The following is a 12,909-nucleotide window of genomic DNA, read 5'->3' as shown; positions in this document are numbered from 1 at the left end:
TTCTTGACGAGTCCCGCCAAATTTGAATTGGCAAGGTCATTGCCGCTCTATTCGTTGTGTTCGATCTGGCTGTTTCGAGTTAAAGAATCAGCTCCTTGCCCGGGGCAATTTACGGGCTAAGGAGCTGGTTTTATTTATAGGCAAAAACAGGTCAGCAACGAACAGCATTAGTGTCATTACAAGACCAGGCCCTCGCCTATTGTTGCAAATAATTTCTGCCTGGCTACCTATTTTCGAATTTTATGTTGCAATGCCGGTTTCCCTGCCCCCAAGACGCTTGCAGGCATCAGCCTGCCATCCCGTGAGCCGCATAAACAAAGGCACTTCCACAATGATCGATAAATTCGAACATACATCCCTATTTTTTCCGTTTTTCTTTTGATTTGGCAACGCGCATACTTCTTCCAGTTGCTTCAACACTGCATCCGCCGCAATCATTCTTCATGGTGAAAAATGGGGCCGCCTGCAGTCATTGACGGAGAAAAACCATGCTTCAAATTCGTAAAAGCGAGGAACGCGGCGTTGCCGACCACGGCTGGCTGAATTCGCACCATACATTTTCGTTCGGCCATTATTTCGACGCCGAGCATACCGGCTTCGGGCCGCTGCTGGTGATCAACGAAGACCGCGTAAAAGCCGGCCAGGGTTTCGGCACGCACGGCCACAGCGACATGGAAATCATTTCCTATGTGCTGGACGGCGCGCTGGAACACAAGGACAGCATGGGCACCGGCTCGGTCCTGCATTACGGCGATGTGCAAAGGATGAGCGCAGGCAGCGGCGTACGCCACAGCGAGTTCAACCACTCGGCGACGGCGCCGGTGCATTTCCTGCAGATCTGGATCAAGCCGAATGTCGCCGGCATCCCGCCCAGCTATGAAGAAAAGCATTTCACCGTCGCCGATAAACAAGGACAGCTGCGCCTGATCGCATCGGCCGACGGCCGCGGCAACTCGGTGCTGATACACCAGGATGCGTCGATCTATGCAGCGATCCTGAACGGCGGCGAACCGCTGCAGCACACGCTGGCCGAAGGACGCAACGCGTATGTGCATGTGATACGCGGCCGCGTCAGCGTCAACGGTCTCGCGCTGAACGGCGGCGACGCAGTGAAGGTGACAGCCGAGACTGCGGTCACGCTGGCCAAGGCCGACGCTGCGGAAGTATTGCTGTTCGACCTGCCGTATTGATTTTGCAGGCGCAGCGGAAGTGAACCAGGCCGGGACAGCGCCAAGCTGCCCGGCCTGGTTTTTTAGAGCGCTCCAGGCACATGCCGGACCAGGCGCGCCATGGCGTCGCTGCCGCGCATGCGCTCCATCCACCAGCTCAAGGCGGCGCCGTCGTCGCCGGTGCGCCACGCCAGCGAAAAGGTTTCGTCCGGCTTCGGCTCTTCCACTTCTTTCACGACCAAGGCGCCCGACGCAATCGCCGCGCGCGCGCATGGTTCCGGCAAAAAACCGAAGCCGATGCCGGCCAGCTGCAAGTCGTATTTGCTGCGCATGTCCGGCACCGTCAGCGTGTCTTGCCCGAACAGCAGGCCGACCGTGCGCGAGGCCATCCTGCGCGCCGAATCCGCTACGCTGATGGCGCGGTGCGGCAACAATTCGGCCTTGCCCAGCACACGCTTCACCTTGGCCAGCGGATGGTTTGGCGCCACTACGAACACGAAAGAAATCGTTCCCATCTTCTCGGCGATATAACCGCCGCCCGCAGGCCCCTGCCCCGGCGCCGCGATCAGCAAATCGACACGGCGCTCCAGCAGCGCTTCCCAGGTGCCGGCCAGCGATTCCCTGGCGATGCGCAAGCGGGTCTTGTCGGCTACCGCGCAGAAGGCGGCGATATCGGTTTCCAGCGCCGTTACCGAAAACAGCGAGTCTATGCAGATCGTCAGCTCGGTCTCCCAGCCGGAGGCCACGCGGCGCACGCGGTGCTCCAGGTCTTCCGCCGCCTTCAGCAGGTAGCGCCCCTCCTTGAGCAGCTCGGCGCCGGCGCGCGTCAGCGCCACCTTCGGCCCCTGGCGCTCGTAGACTTGCACGCCCAGGTCTTGCTCAAGTTTCGATACGGTGTAGGAGATGGTCGAAGGGACCCGGTGCAATTCGCTGCCGGCGGCGGAGAACGAGCCGCGGCGGTCGATGGCGTCGAGAATCAACAGCGCATCGAGACTGATTCTGAACATGGAACTCCCGATAGAGAGAAAAGAATTAGGAATCGATCGCGTAGCCGGCCGCGATCCAGGCGTCTATGCCGCCCGACAGCGGCCGCACTTTCTTGTAGCCTCGCAGCATCAGCTGCTTGGCGACCAGCGCCGCCGAGGCTTCGTTGGGACAGGCGCAGTAGACGATCACTTCCTGGTCCACCGGCGCATCGAACACGAAGCTGTTGATTTCCTGGTGCGAGATGGTGCGTGCGCCGGGGATCCGTCCGGCCTGCTGCGAAGCCGGCGAACGGACATCGACGATGGCTGGCGTGATGCCCTGCTTGAACAGCTGGTCCAGCTCTTCCACCGAGATGCGCGCCATGCGCAAGGACATGCGGAAACGCCGGCGCTGCCACCATTTGCTGGCGACGAATATCGCAAAGCCGGCGGCCACCAGCATCATGCCGTACTGGCCGAGCTCGGTCAGCACGTTCAGCAGGTCGTCGATGGCGGTGCTGAACAGGGAACCGAGGAAAATCGCCAGGCCGGCCCACAAGGCCGCGCCTATGCTGTCGTAGAGGATGAAGGTGGTGCGGCTGGTGCCGATGGTGCCGGCCAGCGCGCTGGCGATGGAAGCAAAGCCCGGGATGAATTTGGCGACCAGCAGCGAACGTGCGCCCCAGCGCGAATAGATGGATTCGGTCTGCCGCACGCAGGAATCGGGCGACAGCGAAATCCGGCACAGCGTGGACAACACCTTCCTGCCGTAACGCCGGCCCGCCAGGTACCAGAGGAAATCGGCGATCAGCGCCGCCGCCACCGCGGTAAGCAACAGCACCGGCGCCGAATACTCGCCGCGATGCATCAAGGCGCCGGTGATCACCAGCGTCGGATAGGCCGGCACCGGCGCCCCCAGCTGTTCCGCCAGCACATTGAAAAATACGATGACCAGCCCATATTGCTCGATCAGATGAAACAGGTAGGTCATCGCTTTCGTCGCCTCGTTGCCATGTCGATAATTGCCAGAATTGCCAGGTCGGCAATATCAGGGTACTGCGTTCAATTCCTCGATCATTATAAAGTTGATGGCGATCCGGCTTCGCTCTTTTCCGAAAGATATTCCGTGACCGCCAGCCAGGCCAGCAGCACCGACGGCAGCAGCAGGGACAGGAACCGCAGGTACTTGTAGGCAAAGGCGCCGGCGATGGCGCCGACGCCGAACATCACCACCGGCCAGAAGAACTTGACGCAGCGCTGGCGCACCGTTTCGTCCGCCGCGCCGCGCAGGATGTCGACCAGGTCGATCACCAGCTGGGTGACATTGCCGGTCATGACCGTGGTTGGCGTCAGGTGCTGCAGCACCAGGCGGCTGCTGGCGTTCTGCACGCCCATGCTGGCGGCGCCGCAGATGCCCGCCAGCAGGGCCAGCGGCGCTTCGGTATTGCCGAGCGGTTGCGCCAGGCAGCCGGCGATCATGAAGCCCAGCAAGAAAATCAATTGCAGCACCAGCAGGTAGGGCATGGGCTGGCGGCCGCTGCGCTCAAGCCAGATCAGCGTGACGCGCGTCAGCGCCACTGCGAGTATGAATGCCGGAAACGCCAGCAGCTTGATCAGCACGCCGTGCGAATGATTGGCCAGTTCGCTGCCGATCAGCACGAAGTTGCCGGTGACGTGCGCAGTGAACAGGCCGAACAAGGCGATGAAGCCTACGGTATCGACATAACCGGCCAGGAAACTCAATACGACCGATTGGTGGGTCCTGCGATTGCCTGCCTCCATCCTGCCTCCTCCCCTCTGTCAAACCTGGCCGGCGGCCAGGTAACCCAATGTCATCGCCACCACCAGCAGTGCGCCGACCGGGGTCGGCGGCGTCGGCGACGGCAGGTCGAACCAGCGGCACAAGGCGCCGACCAGCAAACCCAGCGCCATGCCCAGCAACAGGGCAATCATAACTTGCTCCCGGCCGCGGCGCGCGCCGCCAGGTAGCGGTCCACCAGCCAGTAGCCGCTGCTCATCATGAACACCAGTATGGCGCCGCTCAGCACCGGCGGCGAAGGCACCGGAATCTGCGCCAGGTGGCAGGCGGCGCCGACCGCGAACGACAACAGCAAACCCAATATGATTTTTGTATAGCGCATGGCAATCCTTAATCCGTCCCTAACAGAAACGGACTTCCGGGCGGAAGTCCGCGGCAAGTTTAAAAAGCGAAGCAGCTGCACCCCAGCGCGCCCCAGAACCCCGAATGATCCGAGATCGGCACCGTCGATTTCCTTGCTGCGTCATGCGCGTGAGCGTGCACGCCGCAGGCGCCGGCACACTGATGCGGCAGGGCCTGGCGCTGCTGCGCCACAGGACGGTAATGGCCCGGCACGGTTTTCACCGGCGACCAGTCCGGCAGCACCGGGATAGGCGGCGGCGCCAGCGGCGCGAACTCTGCGGCGCCGTAGACAATCTTGCCGCCGACTACCGTCAGCACCGATTCCAGCGCCTTGATGCTGTCTTCGTCGATGCTGAAGAAATCCGCCGACAATACCGCCAGGTCCGCCAGCTGCCCTTGCTTGATGCGGCCCTTCTTGCCCTGCTCGCTGGAAAACCAGGCGCTGCCGTTGGTCCAGAGTTCGAGCGCGGTTTCGCGCGGCAGGCTGGCCGCGGCGTCGTACAGCTTCATGCCGCCGACGGTGCGTCCCGACACCAGCCAGTAGAGCGCGGTCCAGGGATTGTAGCTGGCCACCCGGGTAGCATCGGTGCCGGCGCCGACCGGCACGCCCATCTCCAGCATGCGCGCTATCGGCGGCGTGTGGGCCGCAGCTTCAGCGCCGTAGCGGTCGACAAAATACTCGCCCTGGAACGCCATCCGGTGCTGGATCGCGATGCCGCCGCCCAGCACGCGCACCCGTTCGATATTCTGCGGCGTGATGGTTTCCGCATGGTCGAAGATCCAGTGCAAGCCGTCGAATGGAATCTCGCGGTTCACTTTTTCAAACACATCCAGCATGCGGCTGATCGATTCGTTGTAAGTGGCGTGCAGGCGGAACGGCCAGCGCTGCGAGACCAGGTGCCGCACCACTTGCTCCAGCTCGTTTTCCATACCGGCCGCCAGCTCCGGCCGCGGCTCCAGGAAATCTTCAAAGTCCGCCGCCGAAAACACCAGCATTTCGCCGGCGCCGTTATGGCGGTAAAAGTCGTCGCCCTGGCCCGGCGCGACCATGCCGGTCCATTTCTGGAAATCGTCCAGCTCCTGCCCCTTGCGCTGGGTGAACAGGTTGTAGGCAATGCGGATCGTCAGCTGCTGGTCGCGCGCCAGCTGGTCGATGATGGCGTAGTCCTCGGGATAATTCTGGAAACCGCCGCCGGCGTCGATGGCGCTGGTGAGGCCGAGCCGGTTCAGCTCGCGCATGAACTGGCGGGTGGAGTTGACTTGCTGCTCGTGCGGCAAGGCCGGGCCCTTGGCCAGGGTCGCATACAGGATCATCGCATTCGGCTTGGCGATCAGCATGCCGGTCGGATTGCCGCCGGCGTCGCGCTGGATTTCGCCGCCGGGCGGATTCGGCGTGTCCTTGGTGTAGCCGACGGCGCGCAAGGCGGCGCGGTTGAGCAAGGCGCGGTCGTACAGGTGGAGGATGAATACCGGCGTGTCGGGCGCGGCGGCGTTGATTTCTTCCAGGGTCGGCATGCGCTTTTCGGCGAACTGGAATTCAGTCCAGCCGCCGACCACGCGCACCCACTGCGGATGCGGAGTGCGCAGCGCCTGTTCTTTCAGCATGCGCAAGGCGTCCGCCAGCGAAGGCACGCCTTCCCAGCGCAATTCCAGGTTGTAGTTGAGGCCGCCGCGTATCAGGTGCAGGTGGGAGTCGTTCAGGCCCGGGACCGCGGTGCGGCCGTTCAGGTCGATCACCTGGGTCGCGGCGCCGCGATGGCGCATCGCTTCCTCCGCATCGCCGACCGCGACGAACTTGCCGTCCTGTATCGCTACCGCCGTCGCCAGCGGCTGTGCCTTGTCGACCGTGTGAAAGCGGCCGTTCAACAAAATCATGTCTGCACTCATGGTTTTCTCCTCACGCTATCGGATCTGGTGTAACGCGGCCCCGCCAATGGACAGGGCCTCTTGGTCTTTAATGGGCTTCAGAGGCATTGAACATGGTCTTGGCATAGATCAAGCCGAGGCCGTAGCCGCCGCCGTGCGCAATCGAAGTGGCCACGGTTTCGTTGTAGGTTTCGCCGCGCGCCCAGTCGCGTTGCAGTTCCAGCAGGTACTGCAGCGAGGTCATGGGACGCGCGCCTTGCTGGATCATGCGTTCCACCGCGCGCTGGTGAGCCTCGTCGGAGACATCGCCGCTGGCGTCGGTGATGACATACACCTCGAATCCCTGGTCCAGGGCCGACAGCGCCGGACCGACGATGCATACCGAAGTCCACAGGCCGGCCAGCACGATCTTGTCCTTGCCGATCGCGTTGACGCGTTCAGCAATGCGCGCATCTTCCCAGGTATTCATGGTGGTGCGGTCTATCGCTTCCTGTCCTGGAAACACGGTCTTGATTTCGTCGAAGATGGGGCCGGAGAACGACTTTTCGGCGACTGTGGTCAGGATGGTCGGCACCTCGAACTCTTTGGCGGCCTTGGCCACCAGGGCGACGTTATTACGCAGCGAAGCCAAGTCGATGGATTTGGTGGCGAACGCCATTTGCGATTGGTGATCGATCATGATCAGGGTGTGGTTGGCAGGGTTCAGCAGCGTGCTTCCTGGTTTGGCGGTTGCGATTGGCATGATGTTTCCTCTCTTATATGCGATTAATTCGAAATTAAAACAGGAATCGATTCCTGTTGATTGGCATGGGGTCATTGCCAATGAATTGCAGTATGGTCGAGAGGAATTCAAAAGAAAAACGGAAAATTTATAGCCCAATGATCGAATTCATCGATCATTAATTTAATGCTATTTTCACAAAGGAACTGTCAAGCTTCAGGCCATCTCGTCCAGCAGCGCATGGCCGTATACCGTGAAGCGGCTTTTACCCTGGCGCTTGGCCTGGTACATCGCTGCGTCAGCCTGGCGCAATGCGGCATCCCACTCCAGGTTCTCGGCCTGGCACAGGGCGATGCCGATGCTGCAGCCGATGCCGTCGCCGATGGCGGCGACGCGGCTGACGATGCGGCCGGCGACCGCGGTGGCGGTAGCCTTGACGGCAGCGGCGGGAGCCGCCAGGCACACCACGAATTCGTCGCCGCCGACACGGCCGGCGATATCGCTGTCGCGCAGCACCGACCTGAGGGCGGCGGCTACTTCGACCAGCACCGTATCGCCGCGGTCGTGCCCCAGGTCGTCGTTGACGCGCTTGAAGCCGTCCAGGTCGATGAACAGCAAGGCCACCGCCTGGCGGCTCGCCAAATCGCGGCTGCGCAAGGTTTCGGCCAGTTCGAGAAACAGCGAACGGCCGGGCAGCCCGGTCAAGTCGTCCAGCCGCACCTGGTCCATCCTGACTTCCAGCATGGCGTTGTTGAGCGCCAGCAGGCGAGCGTCTTGCACCGTCTTCAGGTAGACCTGGTTCATTTCGCGCAGGTAGATCAGCAGCAGCAGCGTGGCCGACGCCAGGGCGTTGCAGCGGCCGACGTACCAGCCCACCGAGAACTGGCTGCCGCCGGCCATGGTGATGGCGTTGTCGCACAGCAGCGCAACCAGGGCAACCCCCAGCCATACGTGCAACACCGCGCGGAAGCGCGTGGCCTGCCACAAGACCAGGAAGGCAAGGCCGGTCATGCACTGCAGCAAAGGGCCGGCGCCGCTGCTGGCCAGCCGGCGGAAATCGCCGTTGTCGTCGAGCCGCGGCAAATATGCATGGAATACGGTGACCAGGGCCATGCTGGCAAGCAGCGCCGCCGCCACGGCGGCCATCAGCCAATGCGCCAGGCGCTGGGAGTAGCTGTACATCAGGGCCGGATAGCGCCAGTTGCTGGCGGCATAGGCCAGGATCCCCAGCGCCAGGCCGGCATGCCATAAAAACCACAGCCAGATCGCAGTCTGCTCGCCGCCCAGCAGCGATCCGTGCGGCAGGAACATGTCGGGCAAGGCCAGGAACTGCAGTAAAAAGATCCCGGCGCAATAAAAGCAGGCGCCGCCGACAAACAGCAGATCGAGAGCCCTGGTGGCGCGATAGTGGGCAAAAATCAGGTAGGTGATGATGACATAAGCAACCACCGTCGCCGTCTGGTAGGAAGGCAGGAAGGCCGGCACCCGCGGCCCCATGACCGCCGCCAGCGGCAGCAGCAGCAATGTTCCCGCAGCAATCCCGATGCAGGTCCACAATGCGCGCCGCCGCTGGCGGCTGGTCGCTTGCCGCGTCACCGGCGAAGCGTTCATGTGGTGCCAGGCCGGCTTGGATATGGCTTTGTTACCTGCATTGCTTGCACGGTCGGTCATTGCCTGTTCTTTATGAAGCCCTTGATTGAAAGAATTTCTGTATAGAAATCTTGTTTTTGAGCATTAAAATAATAACTTGAATGCCTGCGCTGGGCTAATACAGAAAAGCTATCACTCTCGCTTTCAAAAGAGAAATAAGACTTGTCATACAATGGCCTCTTTACCTTGGAACCATGCCATGCGCGCTATCGAAATCACCCATCCCGGCGGCCCGGAAGTATTGCAGATCTGCGAACGCCCCCTGCCCTCGTTCAAGCCAGGCGAAGTGCTGATCAAGGTGCAGGCTGCCGGCGTCAACCGGCCCGACGTGTTCCAGCGCACCGGCAATTATTCGCCGCCGCCGGGCGCCTCCGACCTGCCGGGGCTGGAGATCGCCGGCGAAATCGTCGACGGCGACTTCGGCAACAGCCCGTTCAAGAAAGGCGACCTGGTATGCGCACTGGTGCAAGGCGGCGGTTATGCCGAATACTGCTGCGCGCCGGCCGTCCAATGCCTGCCGCTGCCCGACGGCTGGAGCGCGGCGGAAGCGGCGTCGCTGCCGGAAACCTTTTACACCGTATGGAGCAATGTCTTCGACCGCGCAAAACTGGCGAGCGGCGAGACCTTGCTGGTGCAAGGCGGCAGCTCAGGCATCGGCGCCGCGGCGATCCAGATCGCCACGGCGCTCGGCCACCGGGTATTCGCTACCGCCGGCTCGGATGAAAAATGCCGCGCCTGCGAGGCGCTGGGCGCCGAACGCGCGATCAATTACCGCACGGAAGACTTCGCCGCCGTCATCAAGGCCGCGACCGACGGCAAAGGCGTGAATGTCATCCTGGACATGGTGGCCGGCGATTACGTGCCGCGCGAAATCAGCTGCCTGGCCGACGACGGCCGCCTGGTGTTCATCGCCACGCTGGGCGGTAGCAGCGCCAGCATCGATTTCCGCCACATCATGATGCGGCGCCTGACGATTACCGGCTCGACCCTGCGTCCGCGCCCGGTCGCCTTCAAGGCCGCCATCGCGACCCAGCTGCAGGAGCGCGTCTGGCCGCTGCTGGCGGCAAAGAAGATCAAGCCGGTGATCTTCAAGACCTTTCCGCTGGAGCAGGCGGCGCAAGCGCATGCGCTGATGGAAAGCAGTTCGCATATCGGCAAGATCATGCTGACCGTCTAAGCCGCGCCATGTAAAAAAAGCAGCCGAGGCTGCTTTTTTTTGGGGGGAGGGACGGAGGAACCGCAGCGCTAATCCAGCGGCACCGCGCGATAGCGGCTGACCTCGGACGCACCCACGATCGGCGCCTTGTTGCCCCAGCTGTTGCGGATGTACGAAACCACAGCGGCGACTTCGCCATCGTTCAGCGTCGGCCCGTAAGGCGGCATGCCGTAAGGACGCGGATTGGCAGCGGTGCTGGGTGCGAAGCCGCCGTTCAGGACCACCCGGATCGCATTCACCGGCGCCGGCATGGTGATCGCGTGATTACTTGCCAGCGGCGGGTAAGCCGGCCACTGCCCCTTGCCGGAAGCCTGGTGGCAATCGATGCAATGGTTTTTGTAGATCTTCTGGCCCAGCTCCATCACCCGCGCCACCTCGTCCGGCCTGGCGCGTTCCTCGGTTTCCGCGGCCTCCTTCTGGCGCGGCAAGGACTTCAGGTAAACCGCCATGGCGCGCACATCCTGGTCGCTCAGGTGCTGCAGGCTGGCGCCGACCACTTCCGCCATCGGCCCCAGCACCGTGCCGCGCGGCGAGACGCCGTTTTTCAGCAGGCCCGTGATGTGTTCGATGTCCCAGTCGCCGAGGCCGATTTCCTGGTCCGAGGTCAGCGACGGCGCATACCAGTTGACCACCGGGATGAAACCGCCGCCCAGGTCCGCTTTCAGGTCGGTGCCGCCGAGGGCGTTGCGGGTGGTGTGGCAAGCGCTGCAATGGCCCAGTCCCTGCACCAGGTAGGCGCCGCGGTTCCATTCCACCGATTGCTGCGTCTCGGCCTGGTATACGCCAGGCCGGAAATACAGGGCGCGCCAGCCGTAGAGCAGGAACCGGTTGTTGTAGGGAAAGCGCAATTCGTGCCGGCGGTTCTTTTGCGGCACCGGCGGCACGCTGCGCAGGTAGGCAAACATGGCGTCGGCGTCGCTGCGCGTGACCTTGGTGTAATTCGTGTACGGGAAGGCCGGATACAGCAGGCTGCCGTCTTTCGATTTGCCGTTGTGCAGGGCTTGCCAGAAATCGTCGGCCGACCAGGCGCCGATGCCGGTGTCGTTGTCGGGCGTGAGATTCGGCGCATAGATGGCGCCGAACGGCGTCTGTATTGCGCGCCCTCCAGCCAGTTCCTTGCCGCCGCGCGCCGTATGGCAGGCCATGCAGTCGCCGCCGCGCACCAGGTAAGCGCCGCGGCTTATCTGGTCGCCGGGACTCGCCGCGGCTTGCGCCGGTTGTGGCGGCGCACTGTTGTCATCGGCGTTGAAGACCACCAGCACGCCGGCAGCAACCGCGATCAGCAGCAGCAACCCGCCTAGCACCCACTTGAATAATCGTTTCATTCTGCGCTCTGCTTGATCAAGGGTTGGCCGAAGGGAGGGGAATGCTGCCGCACGCCAGCGGCAATCTGGCCGTGCCGGGGGCGGCCGCCGTAGCGTCGGCAGGCACCGGCTGCGCCGCCAGCCAGGAGGCGACGGCGCCGATGTCTTCCGCACTCAGGCGCTGCACCACCTGCGCCATGCAGTCGGGCGCAACCGCGTGGCGTGCGCCGTTTTTCCAGGCGCCGATCTGGCCGACCAGGTAATCGCGCGGCAAGCCGAGCAAGCCTGGCGTGGTCGGCAAAACGCCGGTCATGGCGCTGCCGTGGCAAGCGATGCAGGCTGGTATCTTCTTGGCCGGATCCCCCTTGTTGACCAGCACTTCGCCGCGCGCCCGCGTCGCGTTCGACGGATCGGGCGGCTGCGGCGGCGGATAAGGCGGATGCTGGTTTGCAAAATACTGGGCGATTTCCTGCAGGTAGGCGTCGGACAGATGGTCGACCAGGTAGGTCATCATCGGATACTGCCGGCGTCCTTCACGAAAATTATGCAGCTGGTTGTAGAGGTAGCCGGCCGGTTTGCCGGCGATGCGCGGGTAGTAGCCGTCGTTGGTAGCGCGTCCCTGCTCGCCGTGGCAGGCGGTGCATGCGGTGAGGCGCTGCTTGATGGTGTCGGGAACAGCGCCGGCGTCGACCTCAGCTGCGCCGGCGGCGACAGCCAGCAGCGCAGCGGCAAGGATACACAGGGAGCCAAGGCGGCGCCCATGAGCTGGCGCTCGGCCACCGGCCGGTCTTACCGAAAGAATCCGCATGATTTCCTACTTTTTTATAATGCTGCATTTTTTAGGGAAGGCATTCTCTGCACGATTATAAACTAGCAGGCAAGGTTGACGGCCGCCTGCAACGCCCGTCCGGGCTGGACAAATTGTCCCAGGCAGCAGGCTCTCCAGGCGCATCATTTTGGCGTTTTCTGCGGCACCAGAGGCTGGTCGATGGTGGTTCCGGGTTCATTCACATACATTTGTTCTTCGACGATATCGAGCTGCTGGCTGCCGTCCAGTGCGTGCCCGGTCCAGCGCTCGGCCGGATTCACCTGCTGTATTTTCTTTCGCTTGCCGTGCTTGTCGTCGGCCGGCGCATGCTTGGTTTTGCCCACAACAGTCTCCTCCATGAAATGGCCAGGTGTCCTGAGTCTTTTCAATATAGGACGTATGCAGCCTGGCGCATAGCAAAGAATCCGGCGCGCCAATAAAAAACGCCGGTCCAGATTCTCATCTGGACCGGCGCCTGTTGTTTAATCCGGGCTTGGATCAGCGCTCGTAGTAGCCGCCGCGATATTGCTGGCGGTAGTAATCGTGGTTTTCCACATACACCGGCGCTGGGCGGTAATACACAGGCTGCGGACGGTAGTACACCGGGGCCGGCCGATAATAAACCGGCGCAGGCTGGTAATAGACCGGCTCAGGGCGAACGTACACCGGCGCCGGCTGCGCATAATAGCCTTGGCCACGGTCATAATAACCGCCATCGTCACGATAGCCGCCCGAAGTCGCGCCTACCGCGGCACCCAGCACGCCGCCGACGATAGCGCCGTTACGGCCGCCCACCGCGCCGCCGATGACAGCGCCTGCCACCGCGCCGATGGCGGTATTGGCGCCGTCGTCGTAAGCCATGGCAGAGGTAGAAACCGCAGCAGTCGTGCTGGCCAGCAGCGCAACACATATCCATTTTTTGTACAGCATGATTGACTCCTTCAAGGGTCGCATAGTCACAGACCGGTATGCCCACGGCTGTTGATTTGAACTATAGACCAGCTCCGCCGGAAATCATGCAAGCGATACATACTTTTACATCTGAACAA

The 12,909-nt window shown here is 62.4% G+C and carries 15 protein-coding genes; 2 read left to right on the top strand and 13 right to left on the bottom strand.

Features of this window, described 5'->3' with window-relative positions; translation table 11 throughout:
- Positions 1–240: 240 nt before the first annotated feature.
- A complete protein-coding gene (locus AC07RZ_RS20785) occupies positions 241–417 on the bottom strand; it encodes a hypothetical protein (RefSeq protein ID WP_494669408.1) in 177 nt (58 codons plus the stop codon).
- Between the two features lie 71 nt (positions 418–488).
- Between AC07RZ_RS20785 and AC07RZ_RS20780 the strand changes: the two genes are divergently transcribed.
- Positions 489–1,190, top strand: coding sequence for a pirin family protein (locus AC07RZ_RS20780; RefSeq protein WP_494669407.1), 702 nt, complete (start codon positions 489–491; stop codon positions 1,188–1,190).
- Positions 1,191–1,252: 62 nt separating this feature from the next.
- On the opposite strand, the gene AC07RZ_RS20775 is transcribed toward AC07RZ_RS20780, so the two are convergent.
- The 8 genes from AC07RZ_RS20775 to AC07RZ_RS20740 all read right to left on the bottom strand — a co-directional run bounded on the left by AC07RZ_RS20775 (position 1,253) and on the right by AC07RZ_RS20740 (position 8,553).
- The gene (locus tag AC07RZ_RS20775) at positions 1,253–2,176 is read right to left on the bottom strand and encodes a LysR substrate-binding domain-containing protein (protein WP_342831479.1); all 924 of its coding nucleotides are present in this window, start codon (positions 2,174–2,176) and stop codon (positions 1,253–1,255) included.
- A gap of 25 nt (positions 2,177–2,201) precedes the next feature.
- Positions 2,202–3,125, bottom strand: coding sequence for a rhodanese-like domain-containing protein (locus tag AC07RZ_RS20770; RefSeq protein WP_342831480.1), 924 nt, complete (start codon positions 3,123–3,125; stop codon positions 2,202–2,204).
- Positions 3,126–3,211: 86 nt separating this feature from the next.
- Entirely contained in the window at positions 3,212–3,916 is a 705-nt protein-coding gene (locus AC07RZ_RS20765) for a YoaK family protein (RefSeq protein WP_494669406.1), read from the bottom strand.
- Positions 3,917–3,934: 18 nt separating this feature from the next.
- Positions 3,935–4,087 carry a XapX domain-containing protein gene (locus AC07RZ_RS20760; protein WP_144741600.1) on the bottom strand — a complete coding sequence of 51 codons (153 nt, stop codon included), beginning with the start codon at positions 4,085–4,087 and terminating at the stop codon, positions 3,935–3,937.
- Positions 4,084–4,275 carry a DUF1427 family protein gene (locus AC07RZ_RS20755; RefSeq protein ID WP_494669405.1) on the bottom strand — a complete coding sequence of 64 codons (192 nt, stop codon included), beginning with the start codon at positions 4,273–4,275 and terminating at the stop codon, positions 4,084–4,086. The genes AC07RZ_RS20760 and AC07RZ_RS20755 overlap by 4 nt, the downstream gene beginning before the upstream one ends.
- A gap of 59 nt (positions 4,276–4,334) precedes the next feature.
- On the bottom strand, positions 4,335–6,182 hold the full coding sequence (locus AC07RZ_RS20750; protein WP_494669404.1) for an amidohydrolase: 1,848 nt from the start codon (positions 6,180–6,182) through the stop codon (positions 4,335–4,337).
- A 67-nt stretch (positions 6,183–6,249) separates the two neighbouring features.
- Positions 6,250–6,903, bottom strand: a complete 654-nt coding sequence (locus AC07RZ_RS20745; protein WP_144741593.1) for a hydrolase — start codon at positions 6,901–6,903, stop codon at positions 6,250–6,252.
- Positions 6,904–7,098: 195 nt separating this feature from the next.
- Positions 7,099–8,553 carry a GGDEF domain-containing protein gene (locus tag AC07RZ_RS20740; protein WP_494669403.1) on the bottom strand — a complete coding sequence of 485 codons (1,455 nt, stop codon included), beginning with the start codon at positions 8,551–8,553 and terminating at the stop codon, positions 7,099–7,101.
- Positions 8,554–8,731: 178 nt separating this feature from the next.
- Here AC07RZ_RS20740 and AC07RZ_RS20735 point away from each other — a divergent pair, with 178 nt between their 5' ends.
- Positions 8,732–9,709, top strand: coding sequence for an NAD(P)H-quinone oxidoreductase (locus tag AC07RZ_RS20735; RefSeq protein WP_494669402.1), 978 nt, complete (start codon positions 8,732–8,734; stop codon positions 9,707–9,709).
- Between the two features lie 68 nt (positions 9,710–9,777).
- Here the strand turns inward: AC07RZ_RS20735 and AC07RZ_RS20730 are convergent, their stop codons facing one another.
- The 4 genes from AC07RZ_RS20730 to AC07RZ_RS20715 all read right to left on the bottom strand — a co-directional run bounded on the left by AC07RZ_RS20730 (position 9,778) and on the right by AC07RZ_RS20715 (position 12,790).
- Entirely contained in the window at positions 9,778–11,073 is a 1,296-nt protein-coding gene (locus tag AC07RZ_RS20730) for a c-type cytochrome (protein WP_494669401.1), read from the bottom strand.
- A gap of 16 nt (positions 11,074–11,089) precedes the next feature.
- Positions 11,090–11,860, bottom strand: a complete 771-nt coding sequence (locus AC07RZ_RS20725; protein WP_494669400.1) for a c-type cytochrome — start codon at positions 11,858–11,860, stop codon at positions 11,090–11,092.
- Between the two features lie 143 nt (positions 11,861–12,003).
- A complete protein-coding gene (locus tag AC07RZ_RS20720) occupies positions 12,004–12,204 on the bottom strand; it encodes a hypothetical protein (protein WP_494669399.1) in 201 nt (66 codons plus the stop codon).
- A 154-nt stretch (positions 12,205–12,358) separates the two neighbouring features.
- Positions 12,359–12,790 carry a YMGG-like glycine zipper-containing protein gene (locus tag AC07RZ_RS20715; RefSeq protein ID WP_186450623.1) on the bottom strand — a complete coding sequence of 144 codons (432 nt, stop codon included), beginning with the start codon at positions 12,788–12,790 and terminating at the stop codon, positions 12,359–12,361.
- Between the last annotated feature and the right edge of the window lie 119 nt (positions 12,791–12,909).

This window comes from Collimonas sp. GW821-FHT07E08 (assembly GCF_059418905.1).
Note: the sequence above shows the minus strand (reverse complement) of the source record. Positions and strands in the feature narration are given on the sequence as shown.

Bases quoted from the DNA above. Each gene is read 5' to 3' on its own strand.
- AC07RZ_RS20745 (WP_144741593.1), bottom strand. From the start codon at position 6,903: ATGCCAATCGCAACCGCCAAACCAGGAAGCACGCTGCTGAACCCTGCC.
- AC07RZ_RS20725 (WP_494669400.1), bottom strand. From the start codon at position 11,860: ATGCGGATTCTTTCGGTAAGACCGGCCGGTGGCCGAGCGCCAGCTCAT.
- AC07RZ_RS20755 (WP_494669405.1), bottom strand. From the start codon at position 4,275: ATGCGCTATACAAAAATCATATTGGGTTTGCTGTTGTCGTTCGCGGTC.
- AC07RZ_RS20780 (WP_494669407.1), top strand. From the start codon at position 489: ATGCTTCAAATTCGTAAAAGCGAGGAACGCGGCGTTGCCGACCACGGC.
- AC07RZ_RS20735 (WP_494669402.1), top strand. From the start codon at position 8,732: ATGCGCGCTATCGAAATCACCCATCCCGGCGGCCCGGAAGTATTGCAG.
- AC07RZ_RS20715 (WP_186450623.1), bottom strand. From the start codon at position 12,790: ATGCTGTACAAAAAATGGATATGTGTTGCGCTGCTGGCCAGCACGACT.
- AC07RZ_RS20775 (WP_342831479.1), bottom strand. From the start codon at position 2,176: ATGTTCAGAATCAGTCTCGATGCGCTGTTGATTCTCGACGCCATCGAC.
- AC07RZ_RS20770 (WP_342831480.1), bottom strand. From the start codon at position 3,125: ATGACCTACCTGTTTCATCTGATCGAGCAATATGGGCTGGTCATCGTA.
- AC07RZ_RS20740 (WP_494669403.1), bottom strand. From the start codon at position 8,553: ATGACCGACCGTGCAAGCAATGCAGGTAACAAAGCCATATCCAAGCCG.
- AC07RZ_RS20765 (WP_494669406.1), bottom strand. From the start codon at position 3,916: ATGGAGGCAGGCAATCGCAGGACCCACCAATCGGTCGTATTGAGTTTC.
- AC07RZ_RS20730 (WP_494669401.1), bottom strand. From the start codon at position 11,073: ATGAAACGATTATTCAAGTGGGTGCTAGGCGGGTTGCTGCTGCTGATC.
- AC07RZ_RS20750 (WP_494669404.1), bottom strand. From the start codon at position 6,182: ATGAGTGCAGACATGATTTTGTTGAACGGCCGCTTTCACACGGTCGAC.
- AC07RZ_RS20760 (WP_144741600.1), bottom strand. From the start codon at position 4,087: ATGATTGCCCTGTTGCTGGGCATGGCGCTGGGTTTGCTGGTCGGCGCC.